The sequence below is a fragment of the Mycobacterium colombiense genome (genome assembly GCF_003284975.1).
Taxonomy (GTDB): Bacteria; Actinomycetota; Actinomycetes; order Mycobacteriales; family Mycobacteriaceae; genus Mycobacterium; species Mycobacterium europaeum_A.
Window position 1 is genome coordinate 1 of record NZ_QMEU01000070.1, and the last position, 22,404, is coordinate 22,404.

The 22,404-nt window shown below is 68.0% G+C and carries 18 protein-coding genes and 1 pseudogene; 10 read left to right on the forward strand and 9 right to left on the reverse strand.

What is annotated here, in order from left to right:
* From DQP58_RS18940 to DQP58_RS18955, 4 genes are all read right to left on the reverse strand, one after another.
* Positions 1-1,098: lytic transglycosylase domain-containing protein (locus DQP58_RS18940; RefSeq protein ID WP_205869473.1), on the reverse strand; the 1,098-nt coding region annotated here is incomplete at its 3' end.
* A gap of 107 nt (positions 1,099-1,205) precedes the next feature.
* A complete protein-coding gene (locus DQP58_RS18945) occupies positions 1,206-1,748 on the reverse strand; it encodes a DUF1003 domain-containing protein (protein ID WP_066871640.1) in 543 nt (180 codons plus the stop codon).
* Entirely contained in the window at positions 1,745-3,052 is a 1,308-nt protein-coding gene (locus DQP58_RS18950; RefSeq protein WP_112709783.1) for a magnesium transporter MgtE N-terminal domain-containing protein, read from the reverse strand. The genes DQP58_RS18945 and DQP58_RS18950 overlap by 4 nt, the downstream gene beginning before the upstream one ends.
* 63 nt (positions 3,053-3,115) lie before the next feature.
* Complete coding sequence (locus tag DQP58_RS18955) at positions 3,116-3,715, reverse strand: DUF4190 domain-containing protein (RefSeq protein WP_205869474.1); 600 nt, start codon at positions 3,713-3,715, stop codon at positions 3,116-3,118.
* A 234-nt stretch (positions 3,716-3,949) separates the two neighbouring features.
* Here DQP58_RS18955 and DQP58_RS18960 point away from each other — a divergent pair.
* The 6 genes and pseudogenes from DQP58_RS18960 to DQP58_RS18985 all read left to right on the forward strand — a co-directional run bounded on the left by DQP58_RS18960 (position 3,950) and on the right by DQP58_RS18985 (position 9,423).
* A pseudogene (locus DQP58_RS18960) lies at positions 3,950-4,440 on the forward strand (general stress protein).
* Between the two features lie 24 nt (positions 4,441-4,464).
* Positions 4,465-5,877, forward strand: a complete 1,413-nt coding sequence (locus DQP58_RS18965; protein WP_112709794.1) for an extracellular solute-binding protein — start codon at positions 4,465-4,467, stop codon at positions 5,875-5,877.
* Between the two features lie 32 nt (positions 5,878-5,909).
* Complete coding sequence (locus DQP58_RS18970) at positions 5,910-6,809, forward strand: carbohydrate ABC transporter permease (protein WP_112709795.1); 900 nt, start codon at positions 5,910-5,912, stop codon at positions 6,807-6,809.
* Positions 6,810-6,825: 16 nt separating this feature from the next.
* The gene (locus DQP58_RS18975; protein WP_165827915.1) at positions 6,826-7,650 is read left to right on the forward strand and encodes a carbohydrate ABC transporter permease; all 825 of its coding nucleotides are present in this window, start codon (positions 6,826-6,828) and stop codon (positions 7,648-7,650) included.
* A gap of 4 nt (positions 7,651-7,654) precedes the next feature.
* Positions 7,655-8,833: an ABC transporter ATP-binding protein gene (locus DQP58_RS18980; RefSeq protein WP_112709786.1), complete on the forward strand. Its 1,179-nt coding sequence runs from the start codon at positions 7,655-7,657 to the stop codon at positions 8,831-8,833.
* Positions 8,830-9,423 carry a suppressor of fused domain protein gene (locus tag DQP58_RS18985; RefSeq protein WP_112709787.1) on the forward strand — a complete coding sequence of 198 codons (594 nt, stop codon included), beginning with the start codon at positions 8,830-8,832 and terminating at the stop codon, positions 9,421-9,423. Before DQP58_RS18980 ends, DQP58_RS18985 begins: the two co-directional genes overlap by 4 nt.
* 19 nt (positions 9,424-9,442) lie before the next feature.
* On the opposite strand, the gene corA is transcribed toward DQP58_RS18985, so the two are convergent.
* Positions 9,443-10,543 carry a magnesium/cobalt transporter CorA gene (corA, locus tag DQP58_RS18990; RefSeq protein WP_112709797.1) on the reverse strand — a complete coding sequence of 367 codons (1,101 nt, stop codon included), beginning with the start codon at positions 10,541-10,543 and terminating at the stop codon, positions 9,443-9,445.
* 191 nt (positions 10,544-10,734) lie between these two features.
* On the opposite strand from corA, the gene DQP58_RS18995 reads away from it, so the two are divergent.
* From DQP58_RS18995 to DQP58_RS19005, 3 genes are all read left to right on the forward strand, one after another.
* Positions 10,735-11,724, forward strand: a complete 990-nt coding sequence (locus DQP58_RS18995) for a malate dehydrogenase (RefSeq protein ID WP_112709788.1) — start codon at positions 10,735-10,737, stop codon at positions 11,722-11,724.
* A gap of 84 nt (positions 11,725-11,808) precedes the next feature.
* Positions 11,809-13,017, forward strand: a complete 1,209-nt coding sequence (locus DQP58_RS19000) for an NAD(P)-dependent malic enzyme (RefSeq protein WP_112709789.1) — start codon at positions 11,809-11,811, stop codon at positions 13,015-13,017.
* Positions 13,014-13,883, forward strand: coding sequence for a glycine betaine ABC transporter substrate-binding protein (locus DQP58_RS19005; RefSeq protein WP_112709790.1), 870 nt, complete (start codon positions 13,014-13,016; stop codon positions 13,881-13,883). The genes DQP58_RS19000 and DQP58_RS19005 overlap by 4 nt, the downstream gene beginning before the upstream one ends.
* A 3-nt stretch (positions 13,884-13,886) precedes the next feature.
* Here DQP58_RS19005 and DQP58_RS19010 read toward each other — a convergent pair whose 3' ends face one another.
* The 4 genes from DQP58_RS19010 to DQP58_RS19025 form a co-directional block, all read right to left on the reverse strand.
* Positions 13,887-14,738, reverse strand: coding sequence for an SDR family NAD(P)-dependent oxidoreductase (locus DQP58_RS19010; protein WP_112709791.1), 852 nt, complete (start codon positions 14,736-14,738; stop codon positions 13,887-13,889).
* A gap of 108 nt (positions 14,739-14,846) precedes the next feature.
* The gene (locus DQP58_RS19015) at positions 14,847-15,674 is read right to left on the reverse strand and encodes an SDR family NAD(P)-dependent oxidoreductase (RefSeq protein ID WP_112709792.1); all 828 of its coding nucleotides are present in this window, start codon (positions 15,672-15,674) and stop codon (positions 14,847-14,849) included.
* A gap of 82 nt (positions 15,675-15,756) precedes the next feature.
* Complete coding sequence (locus DQP58_RS19020; RefSeq protein ID WP_112709793.1) at positions 15,757-19,467, reverse strand: multifunctional oxoglutarate decarboxylase/oxoglutarate dehydrogenase thiamine pyrophosphate-binding subunit/dihydrolipoyllysine-residue succinyltransferase subunit; 3,711 nt, start codon at positions 19,465-19,467, stop codon at positions 15,757-15,759.
* Between the two features lie 244 nt (positions 19,468-19,711).
* Positions 19,712-20,491, reverse strand: a complete 780-nt coding sequence (locus DQP58_RS19025; RefSeq protein ID WP_205869475.1) for a hypothetical protein — start codon at positions 20,489-20,491, stop codon at positions 19,712-19,714.
* A gap of 263 nt (positions 20,492-20,754) precedes the next feature.
* Here DQP58_RS19025 and DQP58_RS19030 point away from each other — a divergent pair.
* Positions 20,755-22,404, forward strand: a 1,650-nt coding sequence (locus DQP58_RS19030) for an MFS transporter (protein ID WP_112709799.1), incomplete at its 3' end; no start/stop codon positions are given.

Genomic DNA, 22,404 nt, shown 5'->3' on the forward strand with positions numbered 1-22,404 from the left:
CTGCGAGCTGATGCAGATCACCGTGCACCCGGGAACCTGGGCCGGCGCCTGCGCAGGCGTGGGCGTCATCCACGGGAACATCGGCTGGGGACTGCCCAGCGCCGGGCTGCTCAGGTCGATCAACGGGACACGCGCCAGCGGGTCGTCCAGCGGCAGGCCGTTGATGTTCATCGGCAGGTTGGGCCCGAGCCCTTCGGGGTGCTCGAGGTGCGCGTCGCCCAGCGGCGGCGGCGGCCCGGTCATCGGCGGCAGGTCGACCGGCACGACGCCCGTGGCGTAGGCCGCCGCCCAGCCCAACACGTTCTGCGCGTAGGGCATCGAGTTGTTGTAGCGCAGGATCGCGGTCAACACCTGCGACTGATCACGCAGGTTGAGTCCGCCGCTGCACAGGTACCGGGCGGCCGCCAGCGTTGCGTCGAAGATGTTCTGCGGATCCGCGACGCCGTCGCCCTTGCCGTCGGAGGCGTAGCGCGCCCAGGTGCCCGGCAGGAACTGCATGGGCCCCATCGCGCGGGCGTAGGTGACGCGGTTTCCGCCGCTGCTCTGGATGATCGTTTCGTTGCCGGGCAGAGTGCCGTCCAGGGACGGGCCGTAGATCGGGTTGATCGCGGTGCCGCGGGCGTCCACCGCGCCGCCGCCCGCGTGTCCCGACTCGATGCGCCCGATGCCGGCCAACAGGTTCCAGCTGACGCCACAGCCCGGGGCGGCGACGGCCATCTTCTGCTCCGCGCTGCGGTAGGCGGCCAGCGCGATGCTCGGAATGCCAAGGGCGCCAGGCGCATTCACGATCATCGCCGGCGGCGGAGCCGATAAGGCGGGCTCGGCGACGTGAAAGACCGTGGGGCCGCGGTCGATCGAGACGACGGCGGGCCCGGTGAGATCGGGGAAGGTCGGGGACACCGCGGCAACCGGGGTGACGGCGGCATGCACCGGGGGCATTCGCATGGGAAGCGATGGCGCCGTCGCGCTGACCGCCCCCGCGAAGACCAATGGAGTAATCATTGCCACGCCGAAAATCGGCTTGCGCGTGTTCCGAAGTGCTCGCTGCCGCACAGTCGCGGCGGCGGGGCTTTCACCCCGGCTTCCCCCTATGCGCACTCGACCGTCCTAGTTATGTGAGCTGGGTCCACTTTCTGTTAGCTCGGTGAACCAGATCACCATACATAACTCTTGTGACACGAGTGGCGCAATGGTGCAAACGGTTCTCACCTGGATTTCTTAGCCGTGCGCTCCAATCCGTCGCCGCCCTGAACCGGGTCGGCATCCGCGGCGTCCGGCTGCAGATTTGCCAGCAGTTCGCGCAGGTCATCGAGCTCGTGGCGCAGGTATTCGCGCGTCACCACCTCGCCGACGGCCAGCCGCACCGCGGCCAACTCGCGGGCCAGGTATTCGGTGTCGGCCTTGGTCTGCGCCGCGCGACGGCGGTCGTCCTCGAGCGCCACGCGATCCCGGTTCTCCTGGCGGTTCTGGGCCAGCAGGATCAGCGGTGCCGCATAGGCGGCCTGGGTGGAAAAGGCCAGGTTCAGCAGGATGAACGGGTAGGGATCCCAGCGCAAGCCCACCGCGAACAGGTTCAGCGCGATCCACACGAAAACCACGATCGTCTGCAGCAGCAAATACCGGCCGGTGCCGAAGAACCGGGCGATCGACTCGGTGAACTGCCCGACGGTCTCGGGATCCAGCCGCGGCGAGTACCTGCGCGATGTCCGCGGGGTGTAGAGCCCCCGCGGAGCCGTGGACTTGCTCACGCCGATCCTCCCAGCCCTTCGAGGCGGCCGACGGCGTCGAGGTCTTGCATGTCCACCCGCCAGTCGTGCGGTAGCAGGTGATCGAGCAGGTCGTCGACGGTGACCGCGCCCACGAGATGGTTCTGGTCATCGACCACGGGCCCGCACACCAGGTTGTAGGCGGCGAGGTAGCGGGTCACCGAGACCAGCGGTGTCTCCGGCGTCAGCGTCAGCAGGTCGCTGTCAACGATCCCGCCGACCAGCTCGGCCGGGGGCTCACGCAGCAGCCGCTGCAGCGCCACACACCCCAGGTAGCGCCCGGTCGGGGTGGCCGTGGGCGGACGCACCACGAACACCATGGACGACAGCGCGGCGGACAAGTCGGGATCGCGGACGCGGGCCAGCGCCTCGGCGACCGCGGTGTCCGGGGTCAGCACCACCGGGTTCGACGTCATCAGTCCGCCGGCGGTGTCGGGCGAGTGCGTGAGCAGCCGTCGCACCGTGGCTGAATCCCCGGGATCCATCCGGGTCAGCAGCATTTCCGCGTCGGTCGGATTCAGCACGCCCAGCAGATCGGCCGCGTCGTCGGGATCCATCTCCTCGAGGACGTCGGCGGAGCGCTCGGTGCCCAGCTGCGAAAGCACGTCGGCCTGGTCCAGCTCGGGCAGCTCCTGCAGGATGTCGGCCAGCCGGTCGTCGTTGAGCGCCTTGAGCACCTCGTAACGGCGCTTGGCCGGCAGCCCGCGGATGGCGTCGGCGACGTCGACGGGTTTGCGGCCCTCGAACTGATCCAGCAGCTGAGCCACGCCTTGGCCCGGCAGCGCCAGGGCCGACGGGGTCAGGCCCTGCACGTTGTGCCAGTCGACGACGTGCACGGGGCCGCGCCGCCCCAGCCGCCGCTGGCTGCGCACGGCGACCCGGCTCACCATCCAGTCGCGCGTTCGGGTCTGCTCGATTCCAAGGTCGGTGACCACCACGTCCAGGCCGGCCAGCTCCGGCAGTTCGGGGTCGTTGACCTTGACGGCGGTGTCGAGCACCTGGCCGATCGCCAGCACCTCGCCGGGTCGCTGCTCGAAATGGCGCAAGGACACGTTGCCGGTGCTCAGCGTCACCGCGTTGGGCTCGATGGAGGCGACCCGCAGGATCGGGATGAAGATGCTGCGCCGTGTGGCCAGGTCGACGACCAACCCCAGCACGCGCGGTTGCTGGCGCACGATGCTGATGCTGATGACGACATCGCGCACCCGGCCGACGGACTCCCCGAGCGGGCCCAGCACCAACATGCGCGACAGCCGCGCGACGTACACCCTGTTGACCGATCCCATGGAAGTAGAGCCTAGGCAGCCGCGGGTCCGATGGCAGACAGCCCGGCTCCGGCGCGCTTTGCGCTAATGCGTGCGCATCGCGAAGAGCACGACCACAAAAGTGACGAGCAGCATGGCGATTCCGATGACGATGCCGGCGACCGCCAGGCCGAAGCCGTCCTGACGGGTCCGCTTGATCTGATCCAGCGCGATCGCGCCCAGCACCATGCCCACGATCGAGCCGACGCAGCACAGCAGGCCGGTGAAGGAGGCGATGAGCGACGCGATCGCCAGCGCGTTCGTCCCGGGCTGCGCTGCCGCAGGGCCATAGCCTCCCTGGTAATCCGGCGTCGGGTAGTAGCCGCCCGGGTATGCGGGCGGCCCGTAGGTGGGCGGGCCGCCCACGGACGGGGGCGGATAGGCCGGACTGGCATAACCGGGCGGTTGCTCATAGCCCGGCGGGGGAGGGACGGGCGGCGGGTAGGACGGCGCGTACCCGGACGGATAGTCGGGGGGGTAACCCGGCTCCGGATAGGGGGGCGGCACCGCCCCAGGAGGCGGCGGCGCGGCGGGCGGCTCCCAGGGCGCCGTCGGGTCCGGCTGCTCGTGGCGCCCGCCGGCCGGCGCCGAGCCGACCTCGTCGTCATGGGCGCCCTCGCCGAAGCCACCCCCGGGAGCTGTCATGGTGTTCAACCTAACCCATGCGCTCAGGCCAAGTGCCGCCACGAATCGCCGCCGGACGCACGCGGGCGCCGCACCGGTTTCGGGGCAGGCCGGAGCGAAATCCCGGACCCACCGCGACGCCTGGGCCGGGGCGGCGCCGCCGAAGACACGGCGTTTCCGCAGGTGACCAAAGGTCGATAGGGTAAAGAAGCCCTGAGATGAAACCATGGCCGAGGCGGAGGACAATGAGCGGCGATGACTAATCCTTTCCAGCCTGGACAGGTCCCCGGCGCGACCCCTGCGAGCGCGGCGGCGTCGGCTGGCCGGTGGGCTCCTATCCCACCTATGCCGAGGCGCAGCGCGCCGTGGACTACCTGTCCGACCAGCAGTTCCCCGTGCAGCAGGTGACCATCGTCGGTGTCGACCTGATGCAGGTGGAACGGGTCACCGGCAGGTTGACATGGCCGAAGGTGCTCGGCGGCGGGGTGCTCAGTGGGGCATGGCTGGGGCTGTTCATCGGCCTGGTGTTGGGCTTCTTCAGCCCCAACCCGTGGGGGGCGCTGGTCACGGGTCTGGTCGCCGGTGTGTTCTTCGGGTTGATCACCTCCGCGGTCCCGTATTCGATGGCCCGCGGCACAAGGGATTTCAGTTCAACCATGCAGCTGGTAGCCGGGCGCTACGACGTGCTCTGTGATCCGCAGAACGCAGAAAAGGCGCGGGATCTGTTGGCGCGCTTGGCGATCTGAGCCGCGCCCGAGAGGTGTGAATTGGTGGTGATTCGTCGCGGGCGCGTGCGCCGGGTAGGCGCGTTCGCGCTGGCGACGGCGATCATCGCCGCGGCGGTATCGGCGTGCGGTTCCGGTGGCCATGGCTTGGTGATCAGCTTCTACACCACGGCCGCCGACGGGGCGACCTTCACGACGGTCGCCCAGGACTGCACGAGGCAATTCGATGGTCGCTTCGCCATCCAGCAGATCAGTCTGCCCCGGGCCCCCGGCGAACAGCGGCTGCAGCTGGCGCGCCGGCTGACCGGTCGCGACCGCACGCTGGACGTGATGTCGCTGGACGTCGTGTGGACGGCCGAGTTCGCCGAAGCGGGCTGGGCGTTGCCGCTGTCCGACGATCCGGAGGGGCGCGCCGAGTCCGACGCCACCGTCGACACCCTGCCGGGTCCGCTGGCGACGGCGCGCTGGCACGGCAAGATGTATGGCGCCCCCGTCACCACCAACACCGAATTGCTGTGGTATCGGCCAGATTTGGTGGCCCAGCCGCCCCGAACCTGGGACGGCATGGTGTCCGAGGCCATCAGGCTGCACGCCGCCGGACAGCCCAGCTGGATCGGTGTGCAGGCCAACGAGGGCGAAGGCCTGGTGGTCTGGTTCAACACCCTGCTGGCGAGCGGGGGCGGTCAGGTGCTCTCCGAGGATGGTCGCCGGGTCACGCTGACCGACACCCCGGCGCACCGGGCGGCCACCGTGACGGCGCTGCGCATCCTCAAGTCGGTGGCCGTCGCGCCCGGAGCCGATCCGTCGATCAGCCGGACCGACGAGAGCACCGCGCGCCTGGCGGTCGAACAGGGCCGGGCCGCGCTCGCCGTCAACTGGCCCTACGCGCTGGCGTCCATGCTGGAGAACGCGGTGAAGGGCGGGGTGCCCTTCCTGCCGCTCAACCGGAACCCGCTGCTGGCCGGCAGCATCAACGACACCGGCGCCTTCGTGCCCGATGACGAGCAGTTCCGCATCGCGTACCAGGCCAGCCAACAAGTGTTCGGGTTCGCCCCGTATCCCGGTGTGGCGCCGGGCCGCCCGGCCAAGGTGACCATCGGTGGGGCTAACCTGGCGGTGGCCAGCACCTCGCGTCACCGTGCCGAAGCCTTCGAAGCCATCCGCTGCCTGCGCAATCTGGGCCACCAGAAGTATGTTTCGATCGAAGGCGGGCTGCCGCCGGTGCGCGCGTCGCTCTATTCCGACTCGCAATTTCAGGCCAAATACCCGATGTACACCATCATTCGCCGCCAGCTCACCGATGCCGCGGTGCGTCCGGCGACGCCGGTCTACCAGGGGGTGGCTATTCGGCTCGCCGCGACGCTGAGCCCGATCAACCAGATCGATCCCGAGCGGACCGCCGACGAGCTCAGCACGCAGGTGCAGAAGGCGATCGACGGGAAGGGCCTGCTGCCGTGACCGCCACGGCCTCCGAAACCGGCACCGCGCCAATGACTTCGGTACTACCACGGTGGCGCCGCCGGCCGGCGGAACGGAGGTTGGCGTTTCTTCTAGTCGCGCCCGCCGTGACGCTGATGCTGTTGGTGACGGCGTATCCGATCGGTTACGCCGTGTGGTTGAGCTTGCAGCGCAACAACCTTGCCGTCCCCAGTGACACCGCGTTCGTCGGCCTGAACAATTACGTGACCATCCTGACCGACCGCTATTGGTGGACGGCACTGGCGGTGACGCTGGGGATTACGGTGGTCTCGGTCGCCCTCGAATTCGTGCTGGGGCTGACGCTGGCGCTGGTCATGCACCGCACCATGGTCGGCAAGGGCCTGGTGCGCACCGCGGTCCTGATCCCGTACGGCATCGTCACCGCGGTCGCGTCGTACAGCTGGTACTACGCCTGGACACCGGGCACCGGTTATCTGGCCAACCTGCTTCCGCAAGGCAGCGCACCGTTGACCGAACAGGTGCCGTCGCTGGCGATCGTCGTCGTCGCCGAGGTATGGAAGACAACACCTTTCATGTCGTTGCTGTTGCTGGCCGGTTTGGCGCTGGTCCCGGAGGATCTGCTGAAAGCCGCCCAGGTCGACGGCGCCGGCGCGTGGCGGCGGCTGACCAGAGTCACCCTGCCGATCATCAAGCCGGCGGTGCTGGTCGCGTTGTTGTTCCGGACCCTGGATGCGTTCCGCATTTTCGACAACATCTACGTGATCACCAACGGCGCCAACAACACCGGATCGGTGTCGATGCTGGGCTACGACAACCTGTTCAAGGGCTTCAACCTGGGGCTCGGATCGGCGATCAGCGTGCTGATCTTTTTGTGCGTGGGCCTCATCGCGTTGGTGTTCATCAAGGTGTTCGGCGCGGCAGCGCCCGGGGGTGATGCCGATGGCCGCTGATCGGGCGGGATTGTCGATCGGCGCGCGGCGCACCGCGCTCTGGGCCGTCGTCGACACCCTGGTGGGGGTGTATGCGCTGCTGCCGGTGCTGTGGATCTTCAGCCTGTCGCTGAAGCCGAGCTCGACGATCAAGGACGGCAAGCTGATTCCGTCGTCGATATCGCTAGACAACTATCGCGGCATCTTTCGTGGTGACTTCTTCAGTTCGGCGCTGATCAACTCCGTCGGGATCGCACTGATCACCACCACGATCGCCGTGGTGCTCGGCGCCATGGCGGCGTACGCGATTGCCCGGCTGGACTTTGCGGGCAAGCGACTGCTGGTGGGCGCCACCCTGTTGATCACCATGTTTCCCGCCATCTCGCTGGTGACGCCGTTGTTCAACATCGAACGCTTCGTCGGCTTGTTCGACACCTGGCCGGGCCTGATCCTGCCGTACATCACCTTCGGGCTGCCGCTCGCGATCTACACTTTGTCGGCGTTCTTCCGGGAGATCCCTTGGGATCTGGAGAAGGCGGCGAAAATGGACGGTGCGACACCGGCCCAGGCGTTCCGCAAGGTGATCGTGCCGCTGGCCGCGCCCGGGGTGGTGACGGCGGCGATCCTGGTGTTCATCTTCGCCTGGAACGATCTGCTGCTGGCGTTGACCCTGACCGCCACCAAGGCGGCCATCACCGCTCCGGTGGCGATCGTGAACTTCAGCGGCAGTTCGCAGTTCGAGGAACCGACCGGATCGATCGCGGCGGGCGCCGTCGTGATCACCGTCCCCATCATCGCTTTTGTTCTAATCTTCCAACGACGAATCGTCGCCGGGCTGACCTCTGGCGCGGTGAAGGGATAACTCGATGGCCGAGATTGTGCTGGAGCATGTCAGCAAGAGTTACCCGGACGGCGCGACGGCGGTGCACGACCTGAACCTGACCATCGCCGACGGCGAATTCCTGATCCTGGTGGGCCCTTCGGGCTGCGGCAAGACCACCACCTTGAATATGATTGCCGGGCTTGAGGACATCTCATCCGGCGAGCTGCGCATCGGCGGTGAACGGGTGAACGAGAAGGCGCCCAAAGACCGCGATATCGCGATGGTGTTCCAGTCCTACGCGCTGTACCCGCACATGACGGTGCGGCAGAACATCGCCTTCCCGCTGACGCTGGCCAAGATGAAGAAGGCTGAGATCGCCCAGAAGGTCGAAGAGACGGCGAAAACCCTTGATTTGACCGAACTTCTGGATCGTAAGCCCTCGCAGTTGTCGGGTGGACAACGCCAGCGGGTGGCGATGGGCCGCGCCATCGTGCGCCATCCCAAGGCGTTTCTGATGGACGAGCCGCTGTCGAACCTGGACGCGAAACTGCGGGTGCGGATGCGCGGCGAGATCGCCAGGTTGCAGCGACGGCTGGGCACCACGACCGTCTACGTCACCCACGACCAGACCGAGGCCATGACGCTGGGCGACCGCGTGGTGGTGATGCATTCCGGTGTCGCGCAACAGATCGGCACGCCCGACGAGCTGTACGAGCATCCCGCCAACCTGTTCGTCGCCGGCTTTATCGGTTCACCGGCGATGAACTTCTTTCCGGCCACGCTGTCGCCCGTCGGGCTCAAACTGCCGTTCGGCGAGGTGATGCTGACACCGGAGGTCCAAGAGGTGATCGCCCAGCATCCGCAGCCCGCAAACGCCATCGTCGGCGTGCGGCCTGAGCGCCTGTCCGACGCCGCGTTGATCGATGGCTACCAGCGCATCAGGGCGCTGACCTTCGAGGTGAAGGTCGACCTGGTGGAGTCGCTGGGCGCGGACAAGTACGTCTACTTCTCCACCGCGGCGTGGGCGGCGCACTCGGCTCAGCTGGACGAGCTCGCCGCCGAGTCGGACGCGCACGAAAACCAGTTCGTGGCAAGGGTTCCCGCCGAATCCGCCGCGGCTGTCGGGCAGTCGATCGAATTGGCAATGGACACCACCAAGCTGGCGGTCTTCGATGCGGACACCGGGGCCAACCTGACCATCGCGCCGGCCGGGGCGCCGTGACACAGGGTTTGGATCAGGTGCGCGCGCATCTGCGGGCGCACTTCACCGACGCCGAGCCCGACGCGGCAAGCGTGACGTTTCTGGGCACCGAGACCATCGAGGTGCTGCGTTTCCGCGAGCCGGACACGACGGTGCACTACGTCACCCTGGGCTGCTCACGCCACCCGATGACCGAACCGACGCTGGACATCGCCGACCCATTGCGCGGTCCGCGCGCCGAAATCGTGCTGCAGTTGCGCGATCCCGGGCCGATCACCGGCATCGCGCGCAGCCTGGCAGTCCTGGCCGCGGCGCCGGCCGTCGACGGTGTGGTGCTGTGCGCGGACGCGCTGGTCGATCTCGGCTCGCCGCTGTGGACGTCCCCGTCGGCGCGGGTGCCGTTCACCGCGATGCTGTTGGGCCGCAGCGCGATAGGCGATCTGGCGCTGGATCCGCCCCGTGACCCCGTGCAGTTCCTGTCGGCGACCCCCATCACCGCAACCGAGGCGGCCTGGGTGCGGCTCAAGGGTGCCGAGGCGATGCGACAGGCGTGGGAGAACGACGGCGTCGATGTGCTGGACCCGAATCGCCCGGCCGCACAACCCGATTGACGCTCGGCGAAGAAGCTCGCTAGAGCCAATTGTTGCGCCGGAACTGGAAATACAGTCCCACGCAGGCGACGGCCATCACGGCCATGATCGACGGATACCCCCACGTCCAGTTCAGCTCCGGCATGAAATGGAAGTTCATCCCGTAGATAGCGGCGACCATGGTGGGCACCGCCAAGATACCGGCCCACGCCGCCATCTTGCGCATGTCGTTGTTCTGCTGCATCCCGACGCGGGCCAGCGCCGCCTGGATCAGCGAGTTGAGCATGTCGTCGTAGCTGGCGATCTGGTCCGCGGCCTCGGAGTGGTGGTCGGCGACGTCGCGCAGATAGCGGCGCACCTCTTTGGAGATGACGTCCTTGTTGTCCATCTGGATGCGATGGAACGCGGCTGACAGCGGATTGACGCACCGGCGCAGTTCGACCACCTCGCGCTTGAGCAGATAGATCGGCTCGACGTCGATCTTGCTGCCCGGCGCGAACGCCAGCCCCTCGATGCCGTCGATGTCGGACAGCATCAGGCTGCTCACCTCGAGGTAGTGATCCACCACGTGGTCGGCGATCGCGTGCATCACCGCGTAGGGGCCCAGCCGCATCTGCTCGGGATCGCAATCCATCCGCTTGCGCACCTCGGAGAGCCCGCCGTGTTCGCCGTGGCGGACGGTGACCACGAAATCCCTGCCGACGAAGACCATGATCTCGCCGGTCTCGACGATCTCGCGGGCCAGCACCACCGATTCGTGGGGGACATAGTTGACGGTCTTGAGGACCAGGAACAGGGTGTCGTCGTAGCGCTCCACCTTGGGCCGCTGATGGGCGCACACCGCGTCTTCCACCGCCAGCGGGTGCAGGCCGAACACGTCGGCCACTTCCTGCATCTCGGACTGGCTGGGTTCGCGCAGTCCGACCCAGACGAATCCCTCCTGACCCTGCGTTTCGATCTCGCGCACTTTATCGAGCGCGTCCGCGTAACCGAGCTTGCCGGGCAATCGCTGGCCGTCGGCGTAGACGGCGCAGTCGACCAGCGTCTGCGTGGGCGGCTTTGGGGCCGGGACCGCCTTCGGCTGCGGTTCATGCGCGAGGGGCCGAAGCGCTTCGGGCAATGCGTCGAATCCCTGGAACACATCCACCTCCCACCAAGCGCAGGTCCGATCAGGCGGTGCTCCATGCTACGCGTCCCGGCTGTTCAAAGCGGGACGATCAGGTGTCGGGAAAGCCCTGGTAGCGGACCGGAGATCGACGGCCGAGCGCAGTGCGCTAGTTTCGAGCCGAAACCGCAAATCTGCACGAACTTCTCCACAAGGAGTAAATCGACGTGAGCGCAAGTCCTCTCAAGGTCGCTGTCACCGGCGCCGCCGGCCAGATCGGCTACAGCCTGTTGTTCCGCCTGGCGAGTGGCTCGTTGCTGGGCCCCGACCGCCCGATCGAGCTGCGGCTCCTTGAGATCGAGCCCGCGCTCAAGGCGCTCGAGGGCGTCGTGATGGAACTCGACGACTGCGCGTTCCCGCTGCTGTCCGGCGTCCAGATCGGCGCCGACGCCAACAAGATCTTCGACGGCGTCAACCTGGCGCTGCTGGTCGGCGCGCGGCCGCGCGGCCCGGGCATGGAGCGCAGCGACCTGCTGGAGGCCAACGGCGCGATCTTCACCGCGCAGGGCAAGGCGCTCAACTCCGTCGCCGCCGACGACGTCCGCATCGGCGTCACCGGCAACCCGGCCAACACCAACGCGCTGATCGCGCTGAGCAACGCCCCCGACATCCCCAAGGAGCGGTTCTCCGCCCTGACCCGCCTGGACCACAACCGGGCGATCTCGCAGCTGGCCAAGAAGACCGGCGCCGCGGTCACCGACATCAAGAAGGTGACCATCTGGGGCAACCACTCGGCCACCCAATACCCCGACATCTTCCACGCCGAGGTCGGTGGCAAGAACGCGGCCGAGGTGGTCAACGACCAGAACTGGATCGAGAACGACTTCATCCCGACCGTCGCCAAGCGCGGCGCTGCGATCATCGACGCGCGCGGCGCCTCCTCGGCGGCCTCGGCGGCTTCGGCGACCGTGGACGCCGCCCGGTCCTGGCTGCTGGGCAGCCCGGAGGGGGACTGGGTCTCGATGGCGGTCTACTCCGATGGCTCCTACGGCGTGCCCGAGGGGATCGTGTCGTCGTTCCCGGTGACCACCAAGGACGGCAACTGGTCGATCGTGCAGGGGCTCGAGATTGACGAGTTCTCCCGCGGCCGCATCGACAAGACCACCGCCGAGCTGGTCGACGAGCGCAGCGCGGTCACCGAGCTCAAGCTGATCTAGCGGCGATCGCGGCCGCGGCGGGCCGACGTTACGACCCACATCACCAATTAGGCCTACTAATGGGTAGTCAGTACCCTGAAGCGCGTGTCCGAATTGCTTGAATCGATACAGACGCACGCCGAGCAGGGCGTGATCACCGACGCGGAGATCTTCGAGGCACACGTCGGCGGCAAGCTTTCGGTAGGCCTGACGTCGCCCCTGGACACCCAGCGCGCCCTGTCGATCGCCTACACGCCCGGCGTGGCGCAGGTCAGCCGCGCGATCGCCGCCGACCACACTCAGGCGGCCCGCTACACGTGGGCGAACCGGCTGGTGGCCGTGGTCAGCGACGGCAGCGCGGTGCTGGGCCTCGGTGACATCGGGCCCGCGGCGTCGCTGCCGGTGATGGAAGGCAAGTGCGCCCTGTTCCAGGCGTACGGCGGGCTGAACGCCATCCCGATCGTGCTGGACACCAAGGACCCCGACGAGATCGTGGAAACCCTGGTGCGGCTGCGCCCGACCTTCGGCGCCGTCAACCTCGAGGACATCTCCGCGCCGCGCTGCTTCGACATCGAGCGTCGCCTGATCGAGGCGCTGGACTGCCCGGTGATGCACGACGACCAGCACGGCACCGCGATCGTGGTGCTGGCCGCGCTGATGGGCGCCAGCAAGCTGCTCGGCCGCGACATGACCTCCCTGAAGGTAGCGGTCTCCGGGGCCGGTGCGGCCGGCGTCGCGTGCACCAATCTCCTGATGGTGATGGGTGTTTCGGACATCACCGTGCTCGACTCGCGCGGCATCCTGCACACCGGTCGCGACGACATGAACGACGTCAAGGTGGCGCTGGCGCAGCGCACCAACCCCGCCGGCCTGACCGGCAGCCTGGCCGAAGCCGTCCGGGGCGCCGACGTGTTCCTCGGATTGTCCGGGGGCGTGGTGCCCGAGGAGATGATCGCCACCATGGCGCCGGGCGGGATCGTGTTCGCGCTGTCCAACCCCGACCCCGAGATCCACCCGCAGATCGCGGCCAAGTACGCGTCGGTGGTGGCCACCGGCCGCAGCGATTTCTGCAACCAGATCAACAACGTGCTGGCCTTCCCCGGGGTGTTCCGCGGTGCGCTGGAGGCCGGTGCCCGGCGGATCACCGAGAAGATGATGGTCGCCGCGGCCGAGGCGATCTTCTCCGTCGTCAGCGACGACCTGGCGCTCGACCGCATCGTTCCCAGCCCGCTGGACACCCGGGTCGGGGAAGCGGTCGCCACAGCGGTGGCGCTGGCCACGGAAGCCTCAGACACGACCGTCGCCGGGGGGTGAGAATCGGCAGGCTGGCGGTGCCGCTGCTCGCCGCCGTAGTGGCCGTGGCCGGTTGCGCAACCGACACCGGTGACCGCCGGGCCCGTGCCGAAGTGGTGGTCGGCTCCCGCCCGGACGCCGACTCGGCGCTGCTGGCCGGCGTCTACGTCGCCGCTTTGCGGTCATACGGATTCGGTGCGCGGTTTCAGGCGACCACCGACCCGAAGGCCCAATTGGATTCGGGCGCAGTCACCGTCGTGCCCGCCTTCACCGGCCGCGTGTTGCAAGCCCTGCAGCCCGGCGCGACGGCAATGTCGGACAAAGACGTCTACCGCGCGATGATCGCCGCGCTGCCCGAGGGCGTCGTGGCGGGGGATTACACGACGGCCGCCGAAGACAAGCCCGTGTTGCTGGTGAGCCAGCCGACGGCCAAGGCCTGGGGCGGCAGCGAGGTCAGCGCGGACCTGAGCACACTGCCCCGGCACTGCGATGGCCTCGTCGTCGGCGCTGTCGGCGGGCAGCCGAAACCGTCGGCGATCGGCGCCTGCCGGCTCGCCGCGCCGCATGAATACCCGGACAACGCAACGATGTTCGCCGCGATCAGGGCCGGCCAGCTGACCGCCGGGTGGACCACCACGGCCGACCCTGGCGTGCCCGGCGACCTGGTCGCGCTGGCCGACGGCAAGCCCGCGCTGATCCGCGCGGAGAACGTGGTGCCGCTGTATCGCCGCAACGCGCTCAGCGAACGGCAATTGCTGGCGATCAACGAGGTGGCCGGCGTGCTGGACACCGCCGCCCTGGTCGAGATGCGCCGCCAGGTGCGCGCGGGTGCCGACCCGCAGGCGGTGGCGGGAGGCTGGCTGGCCGAGCATCCGCTCGGCCGGTGACGATCAGCGCTTCGGCAGCAACCGGGTGACGAAGTCCTTGACCCGGCTCATCACGGGGCCGCCGACCAGCCGCTCGTAGTTCGGTCCGGCGAGCCGCACAAGCAGGTCCATCGCCTTGACGTCCGGACCGACCAGCACCCGCGCCTTGTTCTTGCGCACGCCCTCGAGGATGAGCTGGGCGGCCCGCTGCGGGGTGGTCTTGGCCTGCTGCTCCTCGAACACGGTGGCCAACTCGGCATGGTCGAGGCCCTCGACGCCGGTGGCGTTGCGGGCGAACGCGGTCTTGATGCCGCCTGGGTGCACCGTCGTCACGCGCACCGGGTGCCCCGCGCGGGCCATCTCCTGATGCAGCGACTCGGTGAAGCCGCGGACGGCGAACTTGGCCGAGACGTAGGCCGCCTGGCCGGGCGCGGAGAACAGACCAAGCGCGCTCGAGATGTTGATGACGTGCCCGTCGCCGGAGGCGATCAGGTGCGGGAGGAAGGCCTTGGTGCCGTTGACGACGCCCCAGTAGTCGACGTCGATCACCCGCTCGATGTCCTTGAACCGGCTGTCCTCGATGGACCCGATGAAGGTGATGCCGGCGTTGTTGTAGATCTGGTTGACCTTGCCGAAGTGCTCGGCGACGGCGTCGGCGTAGGCCAGGAAGGCCTCGCGTTCGGTCACGTCGAGCCGGTCCGACTTGAACGCCGCGCCGATCGCCGTCAGCTGTTCGGCGGTCTGGGCCAGCCCCTCGGTGTCGACGTCGCTGATCGCCACCTTGGCACCGGCCCGGCCCAGCTCGACCGCCAGCGCCTGGCCGATACCGGAGCCCGCCCCGGTGACCACGGCGACCTTGCCGGCGAACCTATCCATGCAAACTCCCTCGACCAGGCTTGACCGCTTGACGCTAATCGTTACCAGCGATGCTGGCTACAGCAGGGCGAAACGGTGAATCGGCGACACTCGACACTGAGAGATCGATCACTGCTTGGGCAGCAACCGGCCCATCACCGGGCCGAAGAGCTGCTGGTAGTACGGGCCCGCCAGCCGCACCATCACGTCCAGGAGTTTGGCGTCCGTGCCGACCAGCACGCGGGCCTTCTTCTTGCGGACCGCGTCCAGGATGATCTGGGCGGCGCGCTGCGGGCTGGTCCTGGCGAGCCGCTTGTCGAACAGCTTCGCGAGTTGCTCGGGGTCGACCCCCTCGGCGGCCGTCGCGTTGCGCGCGATCGCGGTCTTGATGCCGCCCGGGTGCACCGTGGTGACCGCCACCGGGTGGCCGGCCGCGACCATCTCCTGCCGCAGCGCCTCGGTGAAGCCACGCACGGCGAACTTGGCCGAGTTGTAGGCCGCCTGCCCGGGCACCGAGAAGAGCCCGAACACGCTGGACACGTTGACGACGTGGCCGTCGCCGGAGGCGATCAGGTGCGGGAGGAACGCCTTGGTGCCGTTGACGACGCCCCAGAAGTCGACGTCCATCACTCGTTCGATGTCCTTGAATTGGCTGACCTCCACGTCGCCGGTGAAGGCGATGCCGGCGTTGTTGTAGATCTGGTTGACCTTGCCGAAGTGCTCCTTGACGCCGTCGGCGTAGGCCAGGAAGGCCTCGCGCTCGGTCACGTCGAGCCGATCCGACTTGAACGCGGCGCCGATCGCCTTCAGCTGCTCCTCGGTGTGGCCCAGGCCGTCGAGGTCGACGTCGCTGATCGCCACCTTGGCGCCCGAGCGGGCCAGCTCCAGGGCCAGCGCCTGCCCGATACCCGAACCCGCGCCCGTCACCACCGCGACCTTGCCGGCGAACCCTTGCATGAGCACCCTTCCTTCTCGGCACGTTTGCGTCGAGGCTAGCCGGTACCAGCGGTCCCTGATACCTGCGGGTCACCGAAGCCCGTCAGGCGAAGGCCGTGTCGAGGATCTCCTGCTGCTCGACGGCGTGCACCTTCGACGAGCCCGACGACGGCGCCGACATCGCCCGGCGCGAGATGCGCTTGAGGCCGGTCAGCTTGTCGGGCAGCAGCTCGGGCAGCTCCAGCCCGAAACGCGGCCAGGCGCCCTGGTTGGCCGGCTCCTCCTGGACCCAGAAGTATTGCTGCACGTTGGGGTAGCGGTCCAGCGTTTCATTCAGCCGGCGTTTCGGCAGCGGCGCGAGTTGCTCGATCCGCACGATCGCGACGTCGTCGCGGTGGTCCTTGGCCTTGCGGGCCACCAGCTCGTAGTAGAGCTTGCCGCTGGTCAGCAGGACCCGGGTGACCTTGCTGCGGTCACCGATGCCGTCTTCGTAGGTCGGCTCTTCGAGCACCGAGCGGAACTTGATCTCGGTGAAGTCCCGGACGTCGCTGACCGCCGCCTTGTTGCGCAGCATCGACTTCGGGGTGAACACGATCAGCGGACGCTGCACGCCGTCGAGGGCGTGCCGCCGCAACAGGTGGAAGTAGTTGGACGGCGTCGAGGGCACCGCGATCGTCATCGACCCCTCCGCCCACAGTTGCAGGAAGCGCTCGATGCGCCCCGAGGTGTGGTCGGGGCCCTGACCCTCGTGGCCGTGCGGCAACAGCAGCACGACGTTGGACAGCTGGCCCCACTTGGCCTCGCCGGAGCTGATGAACTCGTCGATGATCGACTGCGCGCCGTTGACGAAGTCGCCGAACTGCGCCTCCCACAAGACCAGGGCGTCGGGGTTGCCCACCGTGTAGCCGTACTCGAAGCCGACGGCGGCGTACTCCGACAGCGGCGAGTCGTAGACCAGGAACTTGCCACCGGTCGGGGTGCCGTCGGCGTTGGTCGCCAGCAGCTTGAGCGGCGTGAACTCGGCGCCGGTGTTGCGGTCGATGATAACCGAGTGCCGCTGGGAGAAGGTGCCGCGGCGGGTGTCCTGCCCGGAGAGCCGCACCAGCTTGCCTTCGGCCACCAGCGAGCCCAGCGCCAGCAGTTCACCGAAGGCCCAGTCGATCTTGCCCTCGTAGGCCATCTCGCGGCGCTTCTCCAGCACCGGCTGCACCCGCGGGTGTGCGGTGAAGCCCTCGGGCAGGGCCAGGAACGCGTCACCGATGCGGGCCAGCAGCGCCTTATCCACCGCGGTGGACAGCCCCGCCGGCAGCATCTGGTCGGCCTCGACCGATTCACTGGGCTGCACGCCGTGCTTCTCCAGCTCGCGGACCTCGTTGAACACCCGCTCCAGCTGGCCCTGATAGTCGCGCAGCGCGTCCTCGGCTTCCTTCATCGAGATGTCGCCGCGGCCGATCAGGGCTTCGGTGTAGCTCTTGCGCACCCCGCGCTTGATGTCGACGACGTCGTACATGGCGGGGTTGGTCATCGACGGGTCGTCGCCCTCGTTGTGGCCGCGCTTGCGGTAGCACAACATGTCGATGACGACGTCCTTCTTGAACTCCTGCCGGAAGTCGACGGCCAGCTTGGCCACCCAAGCGCACGCCTCCGGGTCGTCGCCGTTGACGTGGAAGATCGGCGCCCCGATCATCTTCGCGACGTCGGTGCAGTACTCGCTGGACCGCGAATACTCCGGTGCGGTGGTGAAGCCGATCTGGTTGTTGGCGATGATGTGGATGGTGCCGCCGACGCGGTAGCCGGGCAGGTGGGTCAGGTTCAGCGTCTCGGCGACCACGCCCTGGCCGGCGAACGCGGCGTCGCCGTGCAGCATCATCGGCACCACCGAGAAGGCCTTTTCGTCGCCTTGGTCCTCGGCGCCGTGGTCCAGCAGGTCCTGCTTGGCGCGCACCAGGCCCTCGAGCACCGGGTCGACGGCTTCCAGGTGCGACGGGTTGGCGGTCAGCGACACCTGAATGTCGTTGTCGCCGAACATCTGTAGGTACACGCCGGTGGCGCCCAGGTGGTACTTGACGTCCCCGGAACCGTGCGCCTGCGCCGGGTTGAGGTTGCCCTCGAACTCGGAGAAGATCTGCGAGTACGGCTTGCCGACGATGTTGGCCAGCACGTTGAGTCGGCCGCGGTGCGGCATGCCGATGACCACCTCGTCGAGGCCGTGCTCGGCGCACTGGTCGATCGCCGCGTCCATCATCGGAATGATGCTTTCCGCGCCTTCCAGCGAAAACCGTTTCTGGCCAACATATTTGGTTTGCAGGAAGGTTTCGAAGGCCTCGGCCGCGTTCAGCTTGCTCAGGATGAACTTCTGTTCGGCCACCGTCGGTTTGACGTGCTTGGTCTCGACGCGCTGCTGCAGCCATTCCTGCTGTGAGGGTTCGAGAATGTGGGTGTACTCCACGCCGATGTGGCGGCAGTAGGCGTCGCGCAGCAGACCCAGCACGTCGCGCAATTTCTTGTACTCGCAACCGGCGAAGCCGTTGACCTTGAACACCCGGTCCAGGTCCCACAGCGTCAGGCCGTGGTTGAGGATCTCGAGGTCGGGGTGGCTGCGGAACCGGCTGCCGTCCAAGCGCAGCGGGTCGATGTCGGCCATCAGGTGACCGCGATTGCGGTAGGCCGCGATCAACTCCATCACCCGGGCGTTCTTGTCGACGATCGAATCCGGGTTGTCGGTGCTCCAGCGCACCGGCAGGTACGGGTTGCCCAGCTCGCGGAAGATCTCGTCCCAGAACGCGTCCGAGAGCAGCATCTCGTGGATGGTGCGCAGGAAGTCACCGGACTCCGCGCCCTGGATGATGCGATGGTCGTAGGTCGAGGTCAGGGTGATCAGCTTGCCGATACCCAGCTCGGCGATGCGTTCCTCGCTGGCGCCCTGGAACTCGGCGGGGTATTCCATGGCGCCCACACCGATGATGGCGCCCTGGCCGTTCATCAGCCGCGGCACCGAGTGCACGGTGCCGATGGTGCCCGGGTTGGTCAGCGAAATGGTCACGCCCGCAAAGTCTTCGGCGGTCAGCTTGCCGTCGCGGGCGCGCCGCACGATGTCTTCGTAGGCGGTGACGAACTGCGCGAACCGCATGGTTTCGCAGCCCTTGATCCCGGCGACCACCAGGGAACGCTTGCCGTCCTTGCCCTGCAGGTCGATGGCCAGGCCCAGGTTGGTGTGCGCCGGCGTCACCGCGGTGGGCTTGCCGTCGATCTCGGCGTAGTGCCGATTCATGTTCGGGAACTTCTTGATCGCCTGCACCAGGGCATAACCCAGCAGGTGGGTGAACGAGATCTTGCCGCCGCGGGTGCGCTTGAGCTGGTTGTTGATGACGATCCGGTTGTCGATCATCAACTTGGCGGGCACGGCGCGCACGCTGGTCGCCGTCGGCACGTCCAGCGACGCCGACATGTTCTTGACGACGGCCGCGGCGGCGCCGCGCAGCGTCTGCAGCTCGTCACCCTCCGCGGGCGGGGGAGTGGCGGCCTTGGCCGGCCGCGGCGCGACCCCATTGCCGGCGGCGGTGCTGACGGGAGGTGTGGGCTTGGCCGGCTCGGGGGCCGCCGGGGCCGGCTGGGCAGGCGCCGGGGCGGCGGCCGGCGCGCCGTCACCGCTGGTCGGGGCGGCCGGCGCGGGCTCGTTGGCGGGCTCGGGGTTGTAGTCGACCAGAAACTCGTGCCAGCTCGGATCGACTGACGAGGGGTCGTCGCGGAACTTGCGGTACATCTCCTCGACCAGCCATTCGTTTTGCCCGAACGGTGAACTTATGTTGCTCACGACCGCAGTTCGCCTCAATCCTTCTGTTCCGCAAGCGCATTCCCGTGGCGCCTGCACCCTTGTCGGCCCCGGACGGCCGAGCACCTCATACCCGTGGCGGTACCCATTGTTTCCGCCCTATAAAGGCTAACCTTTCGCCGCCGATCCGCCAGGCTGACCGGGGCAGCGGGACGGCCTGGGGGCTGTCCCGATGGCGGCGACCCGCCGCGGTTGCGATCGCCGCGGCCGCGGTTGCGATCGCCCGCTAGCCGGCTTCGTGGACCGGGGGGACCAGATGCAGCGCGCGGGGCCAGCGCGCGGGCGGTGTGCCGAAAGCCCGGCCGGCGTTGCGGATCATCTTCTTGCCGGCGAGGTAGTTGCCGACGGCGCCCACCACGACCCCAACCCCGACCGGCAGCAGCTTGCCGAACAGCAGGGCGCCGCGCCGCACGGTGTACTTGCGCACCCACGACTTGAGCAGTCGTGAGTTCAGCTTGGACATCGACGACAGCGGCAGGGCGGCCAGGCTCTCGGAGATCCAGCCGCCGTTAGTGCGGCCCGGGCCGACCAGCTGGGCGACGGCGTGCTTGCTGTTGTCGCCGACGAGCACCGCCAGCACGAGCGCGCGGCGTCGCTCCCGGTGATCGGCCGGGATGTCGTGGACCACCGCAGTTGCGAGCACCAGGAACGCGGTCGCCTCCAGGAAGGTCACCGTTTCGGCGGCGGCGGCGGACAGGGCGCTGATCGTGCCGATGCCGGGGATGGTCGCCGCGGCCCCCACGGCAACGCCGCCTGCCGTCACGACGGCCAGGTATCGCTTGTGCAGCTTGGCCAGGATCTCAGCCGGGCTGGCATTGGGGTGCGCGTTGCGCAGCCGGGTCACATAGGCCTCGGCGGCCGGGCCCTGCAATCGCGAGCTTCGCTCGATGACCTGCGCCAACGCGCGCGCGGACATCTTGGGCCGACCGTTGTCGGCCCTCGGCGCCGACCCCGAGTCGGACATCGTGAAAAACCGGTTCGGCGACTTGTTCCGTCCAGCCCGCATATCGTCTCTCCTGCAAATGGCGTTCTTCCAGGCTAACGCGCCCGCGGGGAATCCTGACGTGTTATGCCCCCCGACCCGATCCTCGGCCGCCGACCCCTTGCCGCACCGGGAATAATGCAGGCTGGATGTCTGCGACGGTCCGTGCCGTTTCTCGGTCCCCATGCTGCTTACCCGCCGGGTATCGCCTGTGTGGGCCGGTCCGGCCGATCAGAGGGGCCGAGACGACTGAACAGCATCGTGGGGAGCGAAACGAGGTGGGGTGGATGAGCACGGCTACGCCCCGCACGCCGGGGGGAGGGCGCGCGGGATCGGCGTCGGCCCGGGCCGCCAACCGCTGGGACTTTCTCACCCGGAGCTCGCCGCAGTCACAGAACCCCTGGAACCCGCTGTGGGCGATGCTGATCGGCTTTTTCATGATCATGGTCGACTCGACCATCGTCGCCATTGCCAACCCGACCATCATGGGCAGCCTGCGCATCGGCTACGACACCGTGGTCTGGGTGACCAGCGCCTACCTGTTGGGCTACGCGGTGGTGTTGCTGGTGGCCGGGCGGCTGGGTGACCGGTTCGGACCCAAGTATCTGTATCTGATCGGCCTGGTGGTGTTCACCGTCTCCTCGGTGTGGTGCGGGCTGGCGGGCAGCGCGGCCATGCTGATCGCGGCGCGCGTCGTGCAGGGCGTCGGCGCCGGGCTGCTCACCCCCCAGACCTTGTCGACCATCACCCGGATCTTCCCGGCGGAGCGGCGGGGCGTCGCGGTGAGCCTGTGGGGGGCCACCGCAGGTGTCGCCAGCCTGGTGGGCCCGTTGGCCGGCGGTGTCCTGGTCGACAGCCTGGGATGGCAGTGGATCTTCTTCGTCAACGTTCCCATCGGCGTCCTCGGGCTGGGTCTGGCGTACTGGCTGATTCCGGTGCTGCCCACCCAGTCGCATCGCTTCGACCTGATCGGGGTCACCCTGTCGGGGATAGGGATCTTCCTGATCGTGTTCGGGCTGCAGCAGGGGCAGGCCGCGCACTGGCAACCCTGGATCTGGGCGTTGATCGTCGCGGGCGTCGGATTCATGACGGCCTTCGCGTTCTGGCAGTCGCTGAACGCCCACGAGCCGCTGATTCCGTTGGTCATCTTCAGCGACCGCGATTTCAGCCTGTGCAACGTCGGGGTGGCCATCATCTCGTTCGCCGCCACGGCGATGATGCTGCCGCTGACGTTCTACGCGCAGGCCGTGTGCGGGCTCTCGCCGACCCGCTCGGCCCTGTTGATTGCGCCGATGGCCATCGCCAATGGTGTCTTCGCGCCGTTCGTCGGCAAGATCGTCGACAAATACCATCCGCAGCCCGTGCTCGGTTTCGGTTTCTCGGTGCTGGCCATCGCGCTGACCTGGATCACCTTCGAGATGACACCGACGACGCCGATCTGGCGGCTGGTTTTGCCGTTCTTCGCCATGGGCGTCGGGATGGCCTTCGTGTGGTCACCGTTGACCGCCACCGCGACGCGTAATTTGCCGCCGCACCTGGCCGGCGCGGGATCCGCGGTGTACAACTCCGTGCGCCAGCTCGGCGCGGTGCTCGGCAGCGCCGGCATGGCCGCGTTCATGACCTGGCGGATCACCGCCGAGATGCCGCGCCAGCCGTCCGGCGACGCCGTCGGCGAGGACGCGCTCGCCCTGCAGTTGCCCGCGTTCCTGCGCGACCCGTTCGCCGCCGCGATGTCGCAATCGGTGTTGTTGCCGGCGTTCGTCGCGTTGTTCGGCATCGTCGCGGCGCTGTTCCTGGTTGGCTTTGCGCCCTGGTCGGGTGACGGCAGGGGCCGCGACGATCCGCTGCGACCCGACGACGACGTGGTCGACGACGACTACGACGACGACGAGTACGTGGAATTCGTTCTGGTGCGCGAATCCGACGTCGAGCGCAGG

What these genes read in the sequence shown, in the direction of transcription:
- DQP58_RS18980 (WP_112709786.1), top strand. Translation starts at nt 7,655, where the DNA reads ATGGCCGAGATTGTGCTGGAGCATGTCAGCAAGAGTTACCCGGACGGC.
- DQP58_RS19015 (WP_112709792.1), bottom strand. Translation starts at nt 15,674, where the DNA reads ATGCAAGGGTTCGCCGGCAAGGTCGCGGTGGTGACGGGCGCGGGTTCG.
- DQP58_RS19010 (WP_112709791.1), bottom strand. Translation starts at nt 14,738, where the DNA reads ATGGATAGGTTCGCCGGCAAGGTCGCCGTGGTCACCGGGGCGGGCTCC.
- DQP58_RS18955 (WP_205869474.1), bottom strand. Translation starts at nt 3,715, where the DNA reads ATGACAGCTCCCGGGGGTGGCTTCGGCGAGGGCGCCCATGACGACGAG.
- DQP58_RS18950 (WP_112709783.1), bottom strand. Translation starts at nt 3,052, where the DNA reads ATGGGATCGGTCAACAGGGTGTACGTCGCGCGGCTGTCGCGCATGTTG.
- DQP58_RS19025 (WP_205869475.1), bottom strand. Translation starts at nt 20,491, where the DNA reads ATGCGGGCTGGACGGAACAAGTCGCCGAACCGGTTTTTCACGATGTCC.
- DQP58_RS18970 (WP_112709795.1), top strand. Translation starts at nt 5,910, where the DNA reads ATGACTTCGGTACTACCACGGTGGCGCCGCCGGCCGGCGGAACGGAGG.